This is a genomic window from Mycobacteroides abscessus ATCC 19977 (assembly GCF_000069185.1).
Taxonomy (GTDB): Bacteria; Actinomycetota; Actinomycetes; order Mycobacteriales; family Mycobacteriaceae; genus Mycobacterium; species Mycobacterium abscessus.
Genome location: NC_010397.1, coordinates 671,660 through 686,278, shown reverse-complemented (window position 1 = coordinate 686,278; position 14,619 = coordinate 671,660). Strand labels below are relative to the sequence as shown.

15 protein-coding genes and 1 tRNA gene are annotated in these 14,619 nt (G+C 65.2%); 6 read left to right on the top strand and 10 right to left on the bottom strand.

Translation table 11 applies throughout. The features are described 5' to 3' along the window. The first annotated feature begins 3 nt into the window (after positions 1 to 3). Positions 4 to 813, top strand: a complete 810-nt coding sequence (locus MAB_RS03605) for an alpha/beta hydrolase (RefSeq protein WP_005087117.1) — start codon at positions 4 to 6, stop codon at positions 811 to 813. 19 nt (positions 814 to 832) lie between these two features. Here MAB_RS03605 and purD read toward each other — a convergent pair whose 3' ends face one another. Both purD and MAB_RS03595 read right to left on the bottom strand, forming a co-directional pair. After that, on the bottom strand, positions 833 to 2,092 hold the full coding sequence (gene purD / locus MAB_RS03600) for a phosphoribosylamine--glycine ligase (RefSeq protein ID WP_005085596.1): 1,260 nt from the start codon (positions 2,090 to 2,092) through the stop codon (positions 833 to 835). Between the two features lie 53 nt (positions 2,093 to 2,145). Next, on the bottom strand, positions 2,146 to 2,775 hold the full coding sequence (locus tag MAB_RS03595; RefSeq protein ID WP_005085595.1) for a TetR/AcrR family transcriptional regulator: 630 nt from the start codon (positions 2,773 to 2,775) through the stop codon (positions 2,146 to 2,148). Between the two features lie 65 nt (positions 2,776 to 2,840). Between MAB_RS03595 and MAB_RS03590 the strand changes: the two genes are divergently transcribed. Further along, positions 2,841 to 4,619 (top strand): N-acyl-D-amino-acid deacylase family protein, encoded by a 1,779-nt coding sequence (locus MAB_RS03590; protein ID WP_005085594.1) that lies wholly within the window; start codon positions 2,841 to 2,843, stop codon positions 4,617 to 4,619. Next, on the top strand, positions 4,616 to 5,461 hold the full coding sequence (locus MAB_RS03585) for an alpha/beta fold hydrolase (protein WP_005113951.1): 846 nt from the start codon (positions 4,616 to 4,618) through the stop codon (positions 5,459 to 5,461). The genes MAB_RS03590 and MAB_RS03585 overlap by 4 nt, the downstream gene beginning before the upstream one ends. On the opposite strand, the gene MAB_RS03580 is transcribed toward MAB_RS03585, so the two are convergent. Next, complete coding sequence (locus tag MAB_RS03580) at positions 5,458 to 6,351, bottom strand: LysR family transcriptional regulator (protein WP_005085592.1); 894 nt, start codon at positions 6,349 to 6,351, stop codon at positions 5,458 to 5,460. The two genes, MAB_RS03585 and MAB_RS03580, sit on opposite strands and share 4 nt — an antisense overlap. Positions 6,352 to 6,423: 72 nt before the next feature. On the opposite strand from MAB_RS03580, the gene MAB_RS03575 reads away from it, so the two are divergent. Together MAB_RS03575 and MAB_RS03570 are read left to right on the top strand one after the other, a co-directional pair. Next, entirely contained in the window at positions 6,424 to 7,395 is a 972-nt protein-coding gene (locus MAB_RS03575; protein WP_005113950.1) for an EamA family transporter, read from the top strand. A gap of 9 nt (positions 7,396 to 7,404) precedes the next feature. Beyond that, positions 7,405 to 7,809 carry an HIT family protein gene (locus MAB_RS03570; RefSeq protein ID WP_005087112.1) on the top strand — a complete coding sequence of 135 codons (405 nt, stop codon included), beginning with the start codon at positions 7,405 to 7,407 and terminating at the stop codon, positions 7,807 to 7,809. On the opposite strand, the gene MAB_RS03565 is transcribed toward MAB_RS03570, so the two are convergent. Next, on the bottom strand, positions 7,781 to 9,358 hold the full coding sequence (locus MAB_RS03565; protein WP_005085588.1) for a sensor histidine kinase: 1,578 nt from the start codon (positions 9,356 to 9,358) through the stop codon (positions 7,781 to 7,783). The two genes, MAB_RS03570 and MAB_RS03565, sit on opposite strands and share 29 nt — an antisense overlap. After that, positions 9,324 to 10,067, bottom strand: a complete 744-nt coding sequence (locus MAB_RS03560) for a response regulator transcription factor (RefSeq protein WP_005064128.1) — start codon at positions 10,065 to 10,067, stop codon at positions 9,324 to 9,326. The genes MAB_RS03565 and MAB_RS03560 overlap by 35 nt, the downstream gene beginning before the upstream one ends. A 113-nt stretch (positions 10,068 to 10,180) precedes the next feature. Between MAB_RS03560 and MAB_RS03555 the strand changes: the two genes are divergently transcribed. After that, positions 10,181 to 10,930 carry a hypothetical protein gene (locus MAB_RS03555; RefSeq protein WP_005085587.1) on the top strand — a complete coding sequence of 250 codons (750 nt, stop codon included), beginning with the start codon at positions 10,181 to 10,183 and terminating at the stop codon, positions 10,928 to 10,930. Between the two features lie 19 nt (positions 10,931 to 10,949). On the opposite strand, the gene MAB_RS03550 is transcribed toward MAB_RS03555, so the two are convergent. From MAB_RS03550 to MAB_RS03530, 5 genes are all read right to left on the bottom strand, one after another. After that, the gene (locus MAB_RS03550) at positions 10,950 to 11,348 is read right to left on the bottom strand and encodes an HNH endonuclease signature motif containing protein (RefSeq protein ID WP_005113194.1); all 399 of its coding nucleotides are present in this window, start codon (positions 11,346 to 11,348) and stop codon (positions 10,950 to 10,952) included. A gap of 48 nt (positions 11,349 to 11,396) precedes the next feature. Next, positions 11,397 to 11,471, bottom strand: a tRNA-Thr gene (locus MAB_RS03545). A 96-nt stretch (positions 11,472 to 11,567) separates the two neighbouring features. Beyond that, positions 11,568 to 11,915, bottom strand: a complete 348-nt coding sequence (locus MAB_RS03540) for a YidH family protein (RefSeq protein WP_005065640.1) — start codon at positions 11,913 to 11,915, stop codon at positions 11,568 to 11,570. Next, positions 11,912 to 12,949, bottom strand: coding sequence for an NAD(P)/FAD-dependent oxidoreductase (locus MAB_RS03535; RefSeq protein ID WP_005113193.1), 1,038 nt, complete (start codon positions 12,947 to 12,949; stop codon positions 11,912 to 11,914). The genes MAB_RS03540 and MAB_RS03535 overlap by 4 nt, the downstream gene beginning before the upstream one ends. 155 nt (positions 12,950 to 13,104) lie before the next feature. After that, positions 13,105 to 14,511 (bottom strand): PPE domain-containing protein, encoded by a 1,407-nt coding sequence (locus MAB_RS03530; protein WP_005113192.1) that lies wholly within the window; start codon positions 14,509 to 14,511, stop codon positions 13,105 to 13,107. Positions 14,512 to 14,619: the final 108 nt, after the last annotated feature.

The window sequence follows — 14,619 nt, the reverse complement described above, 5'->3', positions numbered from 1 at the left end:
CGGGTGACCGAAATGAGCCGTCGTCGCCTGCTGCAGCTGGGCGCCGCGCTCGGTGCTGGTGCCACGCTTCTTCCGGCGCTCGCGGCACCCGCGCGGGCCGCTGTCGAGGTCACCAGCGGGTCCTTCATCTCCGAAGCCCGCGGAGGTATTCCGACCGGGTGGAAGATAGCCAGGCCGCCGGGAGTCGACTGGCCGGTGCGGCCGGTGATCATGCTGCACGGCCGCGACGAGAATGCCGATCGCACTATCTACTGGGGTTACGAGCGGATGCTCGGCGATCTGGTCGCGGCGGGCGCACCGCCGTTCGCGGTCGCCGCGATAGACGGCGGCAACAGCTATTGGCATCCCCATACCAACGGTGATGACCCCGGCGCGATGATCATCGACGAGTTCATCCCCATGCTGGCCGACCAAGAGGGGCTTGACGTGTCTCGGGTGGCCTTCATGGGCTGGTCCGCCGGTGGATACGGAGCGCTGCTCAACGGTGCCCGGCTGGGCGGTCCGAGGACCGCCGCTATTGCCGCGGTAAGCCCGTCGATCTGGATGACATATCCCGAGGCGACCGCCGATGCCTTTGACGACGAAGAAAACTGGGCCGAGAACACCGTGTTCGGCCTGCCACAGCTCAACGGCATACCACTGTGGGTCTCGGCCGGATTCGATGACCGGTTCTACGCCGCCAGCAAGACTTTCGCCGAGCAGCTGCCCGCACCTCCCGCCGGAGAATTCGGTCCGGGCGCGCACGAGGGCGGATATTGGCTGTCCCAAGTGCCGCAGGCACTGGGCTGGATCGCACCGATCCTGGCTGGCTAGACCGTACCCCTAGATACCCCTAGATGCTGATGCGCCCTTCGGCAGCGGCCAACCCGATGTCGCTGCGGAAGTGGCTGCCCGGCAGGCGAATCGCCTCGATCTTCGCATAAGCATCGGCGCGCGCGGCCTGCAGATCGGTACCGGTGCCCACCACCGACAACACGCGTCCACCGGACGACACCACGGCGCCATCCTCACGTCGGGCCGTACCGGCATGCAGCACACCCTCTGCCTCAGCGCCGGTGATCACGTCGCCGGTGCGCGGGCGCAACGGGTAGTTTTCCGCGGCCAACACCACTGTCACCGCGCTGCCGTCCCGCCAGCGCAGCGGGCCGAAATTCTGGAGATTCCCGATCGCGGCGGCGTTGAGCAGTTGCCCCAGCGGCGACTCGAGCAGCGCAAGTACCGCCTGCGTCTCGGGATCACCGAAGCGGCAGTTGAACTCGACGACGGAGGGGCCGTTCGAGGTGATCGCCAGACCCGCGTAGAGCACGCCGGTAAAAGTACTGTCCCGCTTGACCAGCTCGGCGGCAACGGGTTTGACAATGGTGTCGACGATCTCGGAGACGGTCTCAGCAGGCAGCCACGGCAGCGGGGTGTAGGCACCCATACCTCCGGTGTTGGGGCCGGTGTCTCCGTCGCCCACCCGCTTGTGATCCTGGGCCGGCAGCAGCGGCACCACCGTCTCGCCGTCGACGATGCACAGGAGGGAGACCTCGGGCCCGTCGAGGAAGGACTCCAGCAGCACGGGATGCCCGTCGTCGAGCAGGCTCGCGGCGTGGGCGCGCGCGGCCGCGCGGTCATCGGTGACCACCACGCCCTTGCCCGCGGCCAGTCCGTCGTCCTTGACCACCCAGGCCGGCTCGCTGGCGAACCGGTCCAGGGCCGCATCCAGATGCGCTGGGTTGTCCACGATTTCGCTGCGCGCGGTGCGCACCCCCGCGGCGGTCATCACGTCTTTGGCGAATGCCTTGGAGCCTTCGATGCGCGCGGCGGCGGCCGAGGGACCGAAGCAGGCGATGCCCGCGGCCCGCACGGCGTCGGCGACACCCAGCACCAACGGCACCTCGGGGCCGATGACCACCAGGTCGATGTTGAGGGTGGTGGCCAAGGCGGCAACCTCGGCACCGGAGCCAATATCGACGGCATGCTGCTCGGCCACGGCGGCGGTTCCCGCATTGCCCGGCGCTATCGCCAGGTAGTCCACGCGTGGGTCTCGCTTCAGGGCGATCGCCAAAGCGTGTTCACGGCCACCGGATCCAATAATGAGGACACGCAAGGACTCCATGCACCAGACCCTAGCGGTCGGGGCCACCCCGGCCACGGGGCAGGCTAGGCATCCGGGCGGTACCCTCGCAGCAACTTGGCCAGTAACTCGTCACGTCCGGCGACCAGCTCCGGATATGGGCGCAACGTCTGCACCAACGCCTCGCCGTCGAACATGTCGGTGATCATGAAGACCAGCGTGATGAGCTCGGACTCGGACAATCGGTCCGTCCCCGGCACCGACCGCGCGAGCTCGACCATCTGCGCGCCGTACTCGGCCACCGCGACCTGCAGCGTCTCGCGCAGCTGCTCATCGGTGCGCGCGGCCACCATGAGCTCATAGAGCACGGCGTTGATGGGCTCTTCTTTGAGTGAGCGCATCACGGCCATCACGTCCTCGAATTCCGCCAGCCGGTCCCCGGCCCGGTCGAACTGCGCCCGCACGGTCGCCAGCTGACGGCGCAGCGTCTCGCGCGCCACTTCTGCCATGAAATCGCCAACTGTCGGGAAGTGCCGGAATAACGCCCCGTAGGACAACCCGGCTCGTTTGGCGATGCGCTGCACCGAGGCGCGTGAATACCCCAGTTCGGCGATGGTGTCGATACCGGAGTCGAGCAGCCTGGCAATGGTCGACTCGCGGCGCTCGGCCTGGGTGGGGCTCACAAGGTCACCGTAGATCACGTTGGACCATGTCACTAAGGATTGTGATCGGTTGCCATCTTTTCTAGACTGGGCTCATCACCCAACGAAGGGCAGCCCCCATGAGCGTTTACGACCTCATCATTCGCGACGGCCTCTGGTTCGACGGCACCGATTCCGAGCCCCGTAAGGCCAACCTCGGCATCAAAGAAGGGCGGGTCGCTACCGTCTCCACCACTGCGCTCGACGAGACCGATTGCCCCGAGGTGATCGACGCAGGCGGCAAATGGGTGCTGCCCGGCTTCGTCGATATTCACACCCACTATGACGCCGAGGTGCTGCTCAACCCCGGACTCGACGAGTCGGTGCGCCACGGTGTCACGACCATCGTGCTGGGCTGCTGTTCCATGTCGACCGTCTACGCCAAGCCCGAGGACGCCGCCGACCTGTTCAGCCGTGTGGAGGCGGTGCCGCGTAAACATGTCATCGGCGCGCTCAACGAGTTCCAGGACTGGACCGATCCGGAGAGCTACGTCAAGAAGATCGATGCACTCCCCCTCGGCCCCAATGTGACGTCCTTCCTTGGGCATTCGGATCTGCGCACTGCCGTCATGGGGCTGGGCCGTGCCACCAACAACTGGTCCTTCCCCACCCGCAAGGAACTCGACCGCATGGCCGACATGCTCGACAAGGCACTCGACGCGGGCATGCTCGGCATGTCCGGCATGGACGCCCCGATCGACAAGCTCGACGGCGACCGCTACCGCTCCCGCGCCCTGCCATCGACCTACGCGTGGTGGCACGAGCGCTGGCGCCTCATCAACGTGTTGCGCAAGCGTGACCGCATTCTGCAGAGCGCCCCCAATATCAACAACCCGCTCACCGCGGTGCTGTTCTTCCTGTCCACAGGAACCCGATTCTTCAAGCGCCGCAAGGCTGTTCCCGTCAGTCTGCTGGTCGCGGCCGACTCCAAGAGCATCAAGGGCGCGAACGTGTTCTTCAGCGCCGCCGCCCGGATCGGCAACAAGGTCTTCAAGTCCAACGTCAAATTCCAGCACATGCCGTTGCCGTTCACGCTGTATTCCGATGGCATCGATCTGCCGGTGTTCGAGGAGTTCGGCGCCGGCACCGCGGCATTACACATTCGCGAGCAACTGGATCGCAACAAGCTGATGGCCGACAAAGAGTACCGCCGCAAGTTCCGGCGTGAGTTCGCCATCAAGAAACACAAGCCGGGCTTGTGGCACAAGGACTTCCACGATGCCGTGATCGTCGAATGCCCCGATGCCTCGCTGGTCGGCAAGACGTTCGGACAGATCGGCGACGAGCGCGGCATCGCCCCGCTCGATGCGTTCCTGGACGTACTGGTCGACAACGGCGAGAAGAACGTTCGCTGGACGACGACCGTCGGCAACCACCGCCCGAAGGTGCTCGACGAGATGGCCAAGGATCCCAACTTCCAGCTGGGCTTCTCCGACGCCGGTGCGCATCTGCGCAATATGGCCTTCTACAACTTCTCCCTGCGCTTCCTCAAGCGCATGAACGACGCGCAGAAGGCCGGGAAGCCGGTCATGTCCCTGGGACAGGCGGTGCACCGGCTGACCGGCGAGCTCGCCTCGTGGTTCGGGCTGGACGCCGGCTACCTACGCGAGGGCGACCGCGCCGATTTCGTCATCATCGACCCGGAGAAGCTGGATGGCACCGTCGACGCCTATAACGAGGCCCAGGCTCCGTTCTTCGACAACCTATCGCGCATGGTGAACCGCAACGACGAGACCGTGGTGGCCACTGCGGTCGGCGGCAAGGTCGTGTTCCGTCTCGGCGAGTTCATCGAGGGATACGGACATGACCTGCAAACAGGCCGATACCTGAAGGCCGGTGAGAAGCTCGCCCTCCGATGAGCAGACTGAGCACCTTCACCAATGACGGGCTGACTTTCGACGTCATCGACGAGGGTGCCCTCGACGGTCCGGTCATCGTTGCGCTGCACGGCTTTCCCGAACGCGCGACCATGTGGGAAGAGGTCATCCCCCAGCTGACCGGCGCCGGCTTCCGGGTATTGGCCCCCAATCAGCGAGGCTATTCCCCCGGTGCCCGCCCTGTCGGTGTCCGAAATTATGCCGTGGACAAGCTCGAGGGCGACATCATCGCGCTCGTCGATCAAGCCGGTGTCCGTAAATTCCATGTGCTGGCACACGACTGGGGTGCGGCGGTGGCCTGGCAACTCGCCGGCAACCACGCTGACCGCGTGCAAACGTTGTCGATTCTCTCGGTTCCGCATCCACGTGCGTTCCAGGATGCGATGCTGCGCGGTCAGCTGCTGCACTCCTGGTACATGCTGCTGTTCCAGATCCCGCGGCTTCCGGAGTGGCTCTTCGGCTTCAACGAGACGGAGGCGTTCAAGAAGTTCGGCAAGTCCTGGATGAAGGTGTCCGACCGGCTCGCCGAACGTATCCGGGAGTTGTTCAGCGAGCCCGGTGCCACCACTGCGACGGTGAATTGGTATCGGGCGATGCGTTATTCGCTTCGATCGCCGGCTCGGCCCTCGCGCGTGCCCACCCTGTTCATTTGGAGTGACGGAGACTCCGCCGTCACCCGCGCGGCCGCGGACGCCACTCCCAAGTATGTGGAGGCGCCGTATCGCTTCGAGGTCTTCGAGGGTGTGTCCCATTGGATCGCCGAGGAGCGGCCTCTTGAGACTGCCGCGTTGGTCCTCGAGCATATCGCCGAGTACTCGGCCTAACGCGATTCCAGCACCGCCGCCGCGTCCCGCAGCCCCTGGATGGTCGCGGCGATAGCCGGCCGGTGCCGTGCACCGGGCCGCGCCAACACCTCGTACAACCGCGCGGCACGCACCTCGCGGATCACCACTCTTGCCACCCGCGGGCTGCGGCTCGCGTATCGCGGCATCAGCGCGACACCGTGCCCATGAGCCACCATGTCCTCAACGATCTGAAAATCCTTGAACCGGAACCGGACTCGCGGAATGATCCCGGTGGAAACCCCGAGAGAGACCAGAACGTCGTCAACCGGGAAGCCCTCGGGCACGCTGATCCACGTCTCATCGGCCAGCTCGGCCGGTGTCACCGAGTCGCAGGCCGCAAGTGGGTGATCCCGGTGTACCAGCAGATCGATCGGCTCACGCAGCAGTGTCGTCGACCAGACTCTCGGCGACTGCAAGGCCGCGGCCCGCTCGTCGCGGTGCGTGATGACAAGGTCGTATTCGGTCAGCAGCCCCGGCGCCTCGCCGTAGGTGACGTCCTCATCGCTGGGGCGTATGTCCACCGCCTCCGCCACGGCCGCCACCACCCTGGGCAGCAGCACCCCCGCTCCGGATGGGAATGACGCCACCCGCACCACAGGCTGCGTGCCCTCCCGGTACGCCACCATTTCCTCGTCCGCACGATCGACCGCGGCAATCACCTCATCGGCGCGCAGCACCAGCGCGTGGCCGGCCTCGGTGAGCGCGATACCCCGGCCATCCTGACGCAGCAGCGGTACACCGGCCTCACGCGTCAGCACCTTCAGCTGCTGGGATACCGCCGAGGGCGTGAGGCTCATCGCATCCGCCACCTCTCCGACGGTGCCCCGGTCGGCAAATTCACGCAGAATCCGCAGGCGGCGCACATCCATGAAGTAAAACTACATGAATAGTGCATATTAATTAGATTGTGCTGAATCGTTTCGCTGCGCAGGATCGACGCCATGACTACTCGGCACCGTCTCCTCGGATTGACCGTCGCCGTGCTGTGGGGAGTCAATTTCGTGGCCATTCACGCTGGACTGGAGCACTTCCCACCACTGTTCTTTGCGGGTCTGCGGTTCGCTGTGTTGGCGCTGCCGGTAATCCTGTTCGTTCCCTGGCCTCGGGTGCCGGTGCGATGGCTGCTGCTCTACGGACTCGGATTCGGCACCATCCAGTTCGCATTCCTGTTCCTGGCCATGGCCAACGGCATGCCGACCGGTCTGGCGTCCCTGGTCCTGCAGGCCTCCGCGCCGTTCACGGCGATCCTCGGTGTGGTGCTGCTCGGCGAGCGGATGTCCGCCGTGCAGGTCACGGGAATCTCGCTCGCGGTCGCCGGGATGGCACTCATCGCGGCCGATCGCGCCACGCATGGTGCTTCGGCCGCGGTGGTGCCGGTAGTCGTGACGCTGCTCGGCGCGCTGGGCTGGGCCTTCGGCAACATCGCCAGCCGAAAGGCCATGGAACACAACACCGATCCCCACACGCCCCTGCGGCTCACCCTGTGGATGTCCGTGGTGCCGCCCATCCCTCTGTTCGCCCTGTCGGCTTTTCTCGAAGGGCCGGACGCGGGCTGGAAGGCGCTCACCTCGATCGGCACACATAGTGGGCTGATCGCCCTGGCCGGCCTCGTCTACATCGTGGTGCTGGCCACCATCGTCGGCCTGGGCCTGTGGACGTATCTGATGGGCCGATATCCGGCGAGCCGGGTGGCCCCGTTCTCGCTGCTGGTTCCCATCGTGGGCATCACCACGTCCTGGCTCGCACTCGGTGAGCGGCCCACCGCACTCGAACTCGTCGGAGCCGCGGTGGTGATCACAGGGTGCCTGATCGGCATGACCGCACGCCCCGCCGCCCGCGCACCCCAGCACACCGACACACCCGAGCGCGGACCGCGTGAGCTGTCTGCCTGCGCCGCCCCCGCGGGCCACTAACCTGGGGGCATGTCGAGTGTGTTCACGAAGATCATCAACGGAGAACTCCCCGGTCGGTTCGTCTACGAGGACGACGACGTCGTCGCCTTTCTGACCATCGCCCCGATCACCCAGGGCCACACCCTGGTGGTGCCCCGCGCCGAGATCGACCAGTGGCAGGACATCGACGAGGCGCTTTTCGCGAAGGTCAATCTCGTGGCGCAGCGCATCGGCCGCGCCGTCCGCAAGGCCTTCGACGCACCGCGCGCCGGCTACATCATCGCGGGCATGGAAGTGCCACACCTACACGTACATGTTTTCCCGGGCTACCAGCTCACCGATTTCAGCTTCGAGAATGCCGATCCCAACGCTTCGGCGGAATCCCTCGACGAGGCACAGGCCAAGATCAAGGCTGCGCTGACTCAGATCGACTAGCCCGCACGATCTTTGGTTCGGATGCCGCGGCATCCGGCGTCGCCGATTCGGGCTCGTCCACGTCCGCGTCGTCGTCGGTCATGTCGGCGCGCGGCAGCCGAACCTCGAATCGACAGCCCGCGCCGGGCGCGGTGTGCACCGTGACGGTGCCACCGTGCGCGGCGGTGAGGGCGTCAACGATCGACAGGCCGAGTCCGGTGCCGCCGCTGCTTCGGGTGCGCGAGGAATCCGCGCGATAGAACCGTTCGAAGACACGCTCGGCGTCCGTCTTGGTCATACCGGGTCCACGGTCGATGACCTCGAGGACGGCGTCATCGCCCTCGGTACCGACCCGGACCCGCACTGCGGCAGTGGTGTGACCCAATGCGTTGCTCACCAGATTGCCGAGGACCTGACGTAGCCTGAGCTCATCACCGATCACCTCCGGAGTGCCCGGGCCATCGAACACCTCCAATTCCACATCACGTTCGGGGGCAGTGGCTTTCGCGTCGTGAACGGCGTCGGTGGCCAGCACCAGCAAATCGACCAACCGCTGCTCCATGGGGCGATGCGCGTCCAACCGCGCCAGCAGCAGCAGATCCTCCACCAGTTGTCCCATGCGGGTTGACTCCCCTTCGATGCGGCCGAGCACCAGTTCGGTATCGGTGGCCGCGCCCTGTCGATAGAGCTCCGCATAGCCGCGAATGGTGGTCAAGGGTGTGCGCAGCTCATGACTGGCATCGGTGATGAAGCGGCGCATGCGCTCTTCGGAGGTGCGCGCGGCCTTCGCGGATTTCTCCGAGTCTGCCACCGCACGCTGGATTTGCGCGAGCATTCCGTTGAGCGCCAACGATAATCGGCCCACTTCGGTGCGCGGGTCACGTTCTGGAACCCGGCGGTCCAGGTGCCCGGCGGCGATGTCGGCGGCCGTCGCCTCCACCTCAGCCAGCGGACGCAGGCTGCGGTGCACCAACCAATACCCGGCTACGCCGAGCACGGTCAGCACCGCGATCCCAATCGCCACTTGCAACCACAGCAGGTCTCGAACCGTCGTACGCACATCGGTGATATCGCGCGCCACAGTCGTGTAGCCGCCCAACGCGTCGTGCCGGGACACCGCGCGCCACTCGGTTCCGCCGTCTGACGACCGCACCGTGACCGGCCGGCCACCCACGTCGTTGTCGAAGGGCAGATCGGGATCGGCCCGAGCCCGATCGTTGAGCATGATGACCACCCGGCCACGGTCATCGGTGGTGCGGATGAAGAACAACGACGGGGGTCGATGGCGCGTTGTCTCAAAGGCCGGCGGCGGTGGAGGCGGCCGATTGGCCCATCCATTCGCGGCGTCGATCAGTTCACGATCGGCGCGGTTCATCATGGTGCGCTGCATGGTGGTGGTCACCGCGATGCCAGATGCCACCAGCCCCAGCGCAACCAAAACCAGGGTTCCGACCACAAGGCTCACCCGCAGCGGTACACCCCGACGAACGCCGGGGACTGCCACTAGCAGCGCCAACTGCTCTTCGCGCAGACGCTCATCGCGGCTCGCGCAATACGTATCCCACGCCACGAAGAGTATGCAATAGCCGCTTCTCACCGTTGTCGATCTTGCGGCGCAGATACGAGACGTAGGACTCCACCACGTTCACGTCGCCACCGAAGTCGTAGCGCCACACATGATCGAGGATCTTGGGCTTACTGAGCACGGTGCCCGCGTTGATCATGAAATAGCGCAGCAGTGTGAACTCCGTGGGAGACAGCGCCACCGGCTCCCCCGCCTTCCACACCTCATGGGTGTCCTCATCGAGTTCGATATCGGCGAAGCTCAGTCGCGACTTGCGAGCCGGCTCGGAGCCCATGCCGGACCGGCGCAGGATCACCCGCAGCCGGGCAACCACCTCTTCCAGACTGAATGGCTTGGTCACGTAGTCGTCTGCGCCCAGCGTCAGGCCGGCGATCTTGTCCTGCAGGCCGTCCCGTGCCGTGAGGAACAGTGTCGGTGCGTCGATGCCGTCGGCGCGCAGCCTGCGCAGAACTCCGAATCCATCCATTCCGGGCATCATCACGTCGAGGATCACCGCGTCGGGGCGGACCGTGCGCGCCAGGTCCAGGGCGGCGGCTCCGCTGTCTGCGGTATAGACATCAAAGCCCTGGAATTTGAGACTGACCGAGAGCAACTCGACGATGTTCGATTCATCGTCGACCACCAGCACCTTGGCGGGGGTGGTGCCGTTGGCGGAGAAGGTTCCTTGGTGTGTCTCTGTCGTGATGCTCACCATAGGTAATCTTCCCCCCAAAATTTACGATGCGCTGGATCTTCACTGTGAGCTTCCTGTGAGTTACTCACAGGAGATTGTCAGCCAACCGCGCGAGGTCGCCCTACAGTTGAGCCATGAAGCTGGTGTCGCTGATCACCGCGCCTCTCAAGATTTCGCTGGCCGTTGCCGACACCGGATTGGCGGTGGCGTCTCGGGCGATCGATACCGGACGCGAGATCCTCGCTGCACTTCCCGACGGCCGGCCAGCCGACGACCAGGGTGACGCCCCCGGCGCGGGCCTGGTGAGCGCCGTCGAATCCCTGTTCGGGATGGCCGGACGCAAGAGTCCCCTGCACTCCGCGATGAAGGTCGCCGAGCTCATGGAGGAAGACAAACCGCTAGGCCGAGCACTGCGCGCCGGAGGACCGGTGGAACGCATCATGGCGCCCGGTGGGCTTGCCGATCGCCTCACCGAACCCGGAGGCGTCCTGGACCGCTTGTTCGCCAAGGACGGCCCGGTGGACCGACTGACTGCACCGGACGGCGCCGTGGACCGGGCGTTGGCTCCCGGCGGTCTGGTCGATCAGCTCCTCGCCGAGGACGGAATCCTGGAAAGGCTGATGCGGGAAGAGGGCGTGCTGGACAAGTTCACCGCCACCGACGGCCCCCTACAGCAGTTGGCCGATCTATCGGAGATGCTCACCAAGGCCGCGCCGAGCATTGACGCGCTGACCCCTACCGTCGAACTGCTGACCGATACGGTGTCGGCCTTGAGTTCCGTGATGAGCCCCTTGGGCGGGTTCCTGCCACGCCGGCGCCCCGCGCGGCCGTCGGGCTCGCCGCGGCCAGCGCGGTCCGAGCGAGTTATCGAGGGTGAGAGGTAGCCGGCGGCGTCGCTATCGGCTAGTACGACTTACCGTCGGCATAGCGCCGCCGGCGGGAACTGCGTCCATTGCCACGATTGCGGCTCTTGTAGGTCGGCAGTTGCGAGTCGCAGTTCGGGCAGACGAGCCGCAGATTGTCGCGGCAATTGTTGGCCGGGTTTCCGTCGACATGGTCCAGAACGAAAACGAGCGGGGAGCCTTGCCAACTGCTCGCGCCGCCACAGATCGCGCAACGGTCCGATTGAGCCTCGGTAAGGAAGGCTCGAATGTAGTGCCCGCGACGACTGTCGACCCAGGCCTCACCGGATTCAAGCCACAGTTGAGTGCATACGTCTCGCCTGGCCAGCGCCTGGCAGGCGTTACCGCAGTAAACCTTCTGGCTGCGCTTGGTTAGCGGCGCACCACAGCCGAGGCACACTCTCACGGTCTGAAACTAACGGCGGATACCGACAATCCGAGTACCGTGTGGAGCCCCCGGTCAGGATTGAACTGACGACCTTCCGCTTACAAGGCGGGTGCTCTACCACTGAGCTACGGAGGCGCTGGATCGTCGAACAGCTTAGCGGGCCGCACCGATGGCAGGTTCGGAGACCACCCCAGGCGGCCAGCCTCTACCGCGCAAGGGGCTCCACACGTGCTAGCCCGTGCACAGCAGCGCCACCAAGAGCACCACCATCGCCAGCAACAGCACGCTGAGGAACGTCGGCATATGGCTCGGCGGCAGCGCCATATCGCGCCGCATGGCCTCCTGCACACAGCGTCGGCGCCGTGCGGCCGCCATGGCCAGCAACCCGCCCGTCGTCACCAACACGATGCTCACCACGTGCCGGGCACCCGGAATCCCGAACTCCGGAACGAACTGCATGAGTGCGACACCGCTGGCGATCAGCGCCAAGGAAGTACGCACCCAGGCCAGGTAGGTCCGTTCATTGGCGAGCGTGAATCGGTAGTCGGGCTCGGTACCCGCGATCTCGTCGGTGATCACGAGCCGTACTTCAGCCACAGCGGCAAGGTCTTGGTGAGACGGTCCATGAACTTCTGCAGCCCTACCCGATATTCCCCGAAGCCCGTCGGGTCAATTCGGTACTCCGGGAAAGCAATTCCAACGCCGAACAGGCCAGGGGCGATGATTCCGTTGGCCGCGTTACATTCCAGCTGACCCCACTGCGGCGCGGCGGGAATGGGCCGAGGACTGAATCCGACCGTATACACCGCGTAATCGCAACTCTCGAGTAGCTCGGGGAATTCCGGGCTGTCCACGAGACAACGCTGTAGCCGGTCCGGAAGCACTCCGTCGATGTTCTCGCGGGCCCAGCGGGCGGCCTCACCCTTGAGTCCGGTGTCGTCAAACAGGGTCCACTCCCCCATGTCCACCGCGTAGCGCAGCGGCCCGCGGTAGAAGTTGATGACCTTGGCAGCCGGGCCCGCCAACAGGTTTGGCAGCGCGATCATGCTGGAGTGCGACGCACCGAACACCGCGACGGTGGCCCCCTCCAACGGCTGCTCGGCCAATTTGGCGGGATCAAGTGCCACCTCGATCGGAATTTCGTTCAGCCACGGGTATGCAAGCTTTTTGGGGACCGATCCAACGGCCAAGATCACGTTCTTGGAAGTGATTTCACCCAGTTCGGTCTGCACCTCCCACCGCCCGCCATGCAGCGCAAGACCTGTCGCACGGGTACGCAGCGCACTCACCTGAGCGCACAGCTGCCCGGTAATCCATACCAGCGGATCCGCGACATCACCGAGCAGGCAGGTGTCGGTAGGCGCCAAGTCGTTCAATGCGAAATGCGGTGCGTGGGCAAAACGGAAGGAATCTGCGCCGGTGAGGTAGTTGATGAACAGCTTCACCGACGTATTGCTCGGCACCGCACGCCATTTCGCACCCAGATCGCCGGCGGTGAACTCCGGATCGATCCAGGCGATCGACGCGGGCAGCACTCCGTGATCAATGAGCTTCCCCACTGCCGCAATACCCGCGGGTCCCGCTCCGACCACCGTCCACACGTACTCGCTCACTGTTCTGGCCTCTCTGCAATCTCGCGAACATCGCCGCTATATCGCCGCTATTACGTGCGGCAACTGTCTTCGATTGTTCGGCGCAAAAAGGATCGTGAGTAGGGACCAATCCGTGAGCAGCCCCAAAGTTTTACTTATACATGCAGTTCCAGGCGCTAATTCTGGTCGCCGCCATCGGCGTCCCACGTGCTCGGCAGCATGGGTATCACCTGCCGGGCCTCATCGGACGAGAGCCTGACCGTTGCGGCGACGTGTGTACTCGCTGCGGCCGGCGCGGTGCCCGCGAAGCCGAGGGGGCCGGTGCCCCGGCCGGTCGCCGCGTACGCCGGAACGTCTGCAGTGGCCGTCGCCCCCATTCCGGCCGTCTCTTCCAGGTACTCGTGTCGCCTGCCCCCGGCCTCGGCCTTGTTCTTACCGCGCAACCTGCGCCGGGCCTGGGCCGCCACAGCCCCTCTCGCCGCCGCGACGGCAGCGACGGTGTCGACGGCCGACTCGGATGACTTCTCGGTGCTCTTGGGTCCAAAACTCACCCCGGGTGGTACCAAACCCGGTATCGCGTAGCTGATGGCCGCGGATGGAGCCGGGACCGAAGACACGGTATGAGCGGGCGCGGTCGGTGTGGATACCGGCACCGAGGAGCCGCCCGAGGGAACCACGGAGGAAGTGGGCAGCGGCAGGGCAGCAAGATTGGGCTCCACGTGTTGGGTTGGCCGGCGTATCGGCCTGTCTCCCGGGGACAGCGCGGCCGCCGGCACCGGTCCGGGAGCCGCCGGCCGCAGGTGCATCAGCGCGGCCAGGCCGCTCAGCCCGCTAAGAGCGGGGATCAGGAAGGGCAACAGGTACGAGGCGTAGTACGGGTACCACAACAGGTCATAGAGAAACAGCATGATCACGGCCAGTACTGCCGAGGTCGCCGGGTTGAAGCCCATCTTCTCGAACCACTGCTGAAAGCCCTGCAGCATCTTCATGATCTGATCCGGTGATCCCGGAACGTCCGATTGATCACTGCGGGCCTCACCGCCCGGGCTGAGGATTGCGGGCGGCTGCTGGGTTGGCGGTATCGCCGACGTCATGGCCTCCGTGGTCGCTTGGTAAGCACTCATGGTGGCCGCCGCCTGCACCCACATACGAACGTAGTCGGCTTCGTTGAGCGCGATGGGGATGGTGTTGATTCCAAAAAAATTCGTGCCGACCAGGACTCCGTGCGTAATGTGGTTAGCGGCCAACTCCGCGAGCGTGGGCATGGCCGCCAGGGCGCTGTTATAAGCTGCTGCGGTTGTTTCATGTTGTGCGGCAATGACACTGCTCTCCGCCGCGGCCTGTTCGAGCCAGGCCAAGTAGGGCAGGTGAGCGGCCACGTATTCCGAGGCGCTGGGCCCTTGCCAACTGCCCGCCCGCACCCCGGCCAATACCTGAGCCAGCTCCACCGCCGTGTTGGCGTAGTTGTTCCCGATCTCTTGCCATTGCACGGCAGCGGCCAGCACCGCACCCGGCCCGGGTCCCGCGCTCAACAGCGCCGAATGCACCTCCGGAGGCTCTGCCATCCATATCGGTGCCGTCACGCGCCGCCTCCCTACTGAATGGACGCAAACGGTTTCGCGTCGCCATAGGAGTGGTCGGGCCGCGTACCAGAAAGTTCCCGAACAATCAGAATCAGCGTCGGAAATCAC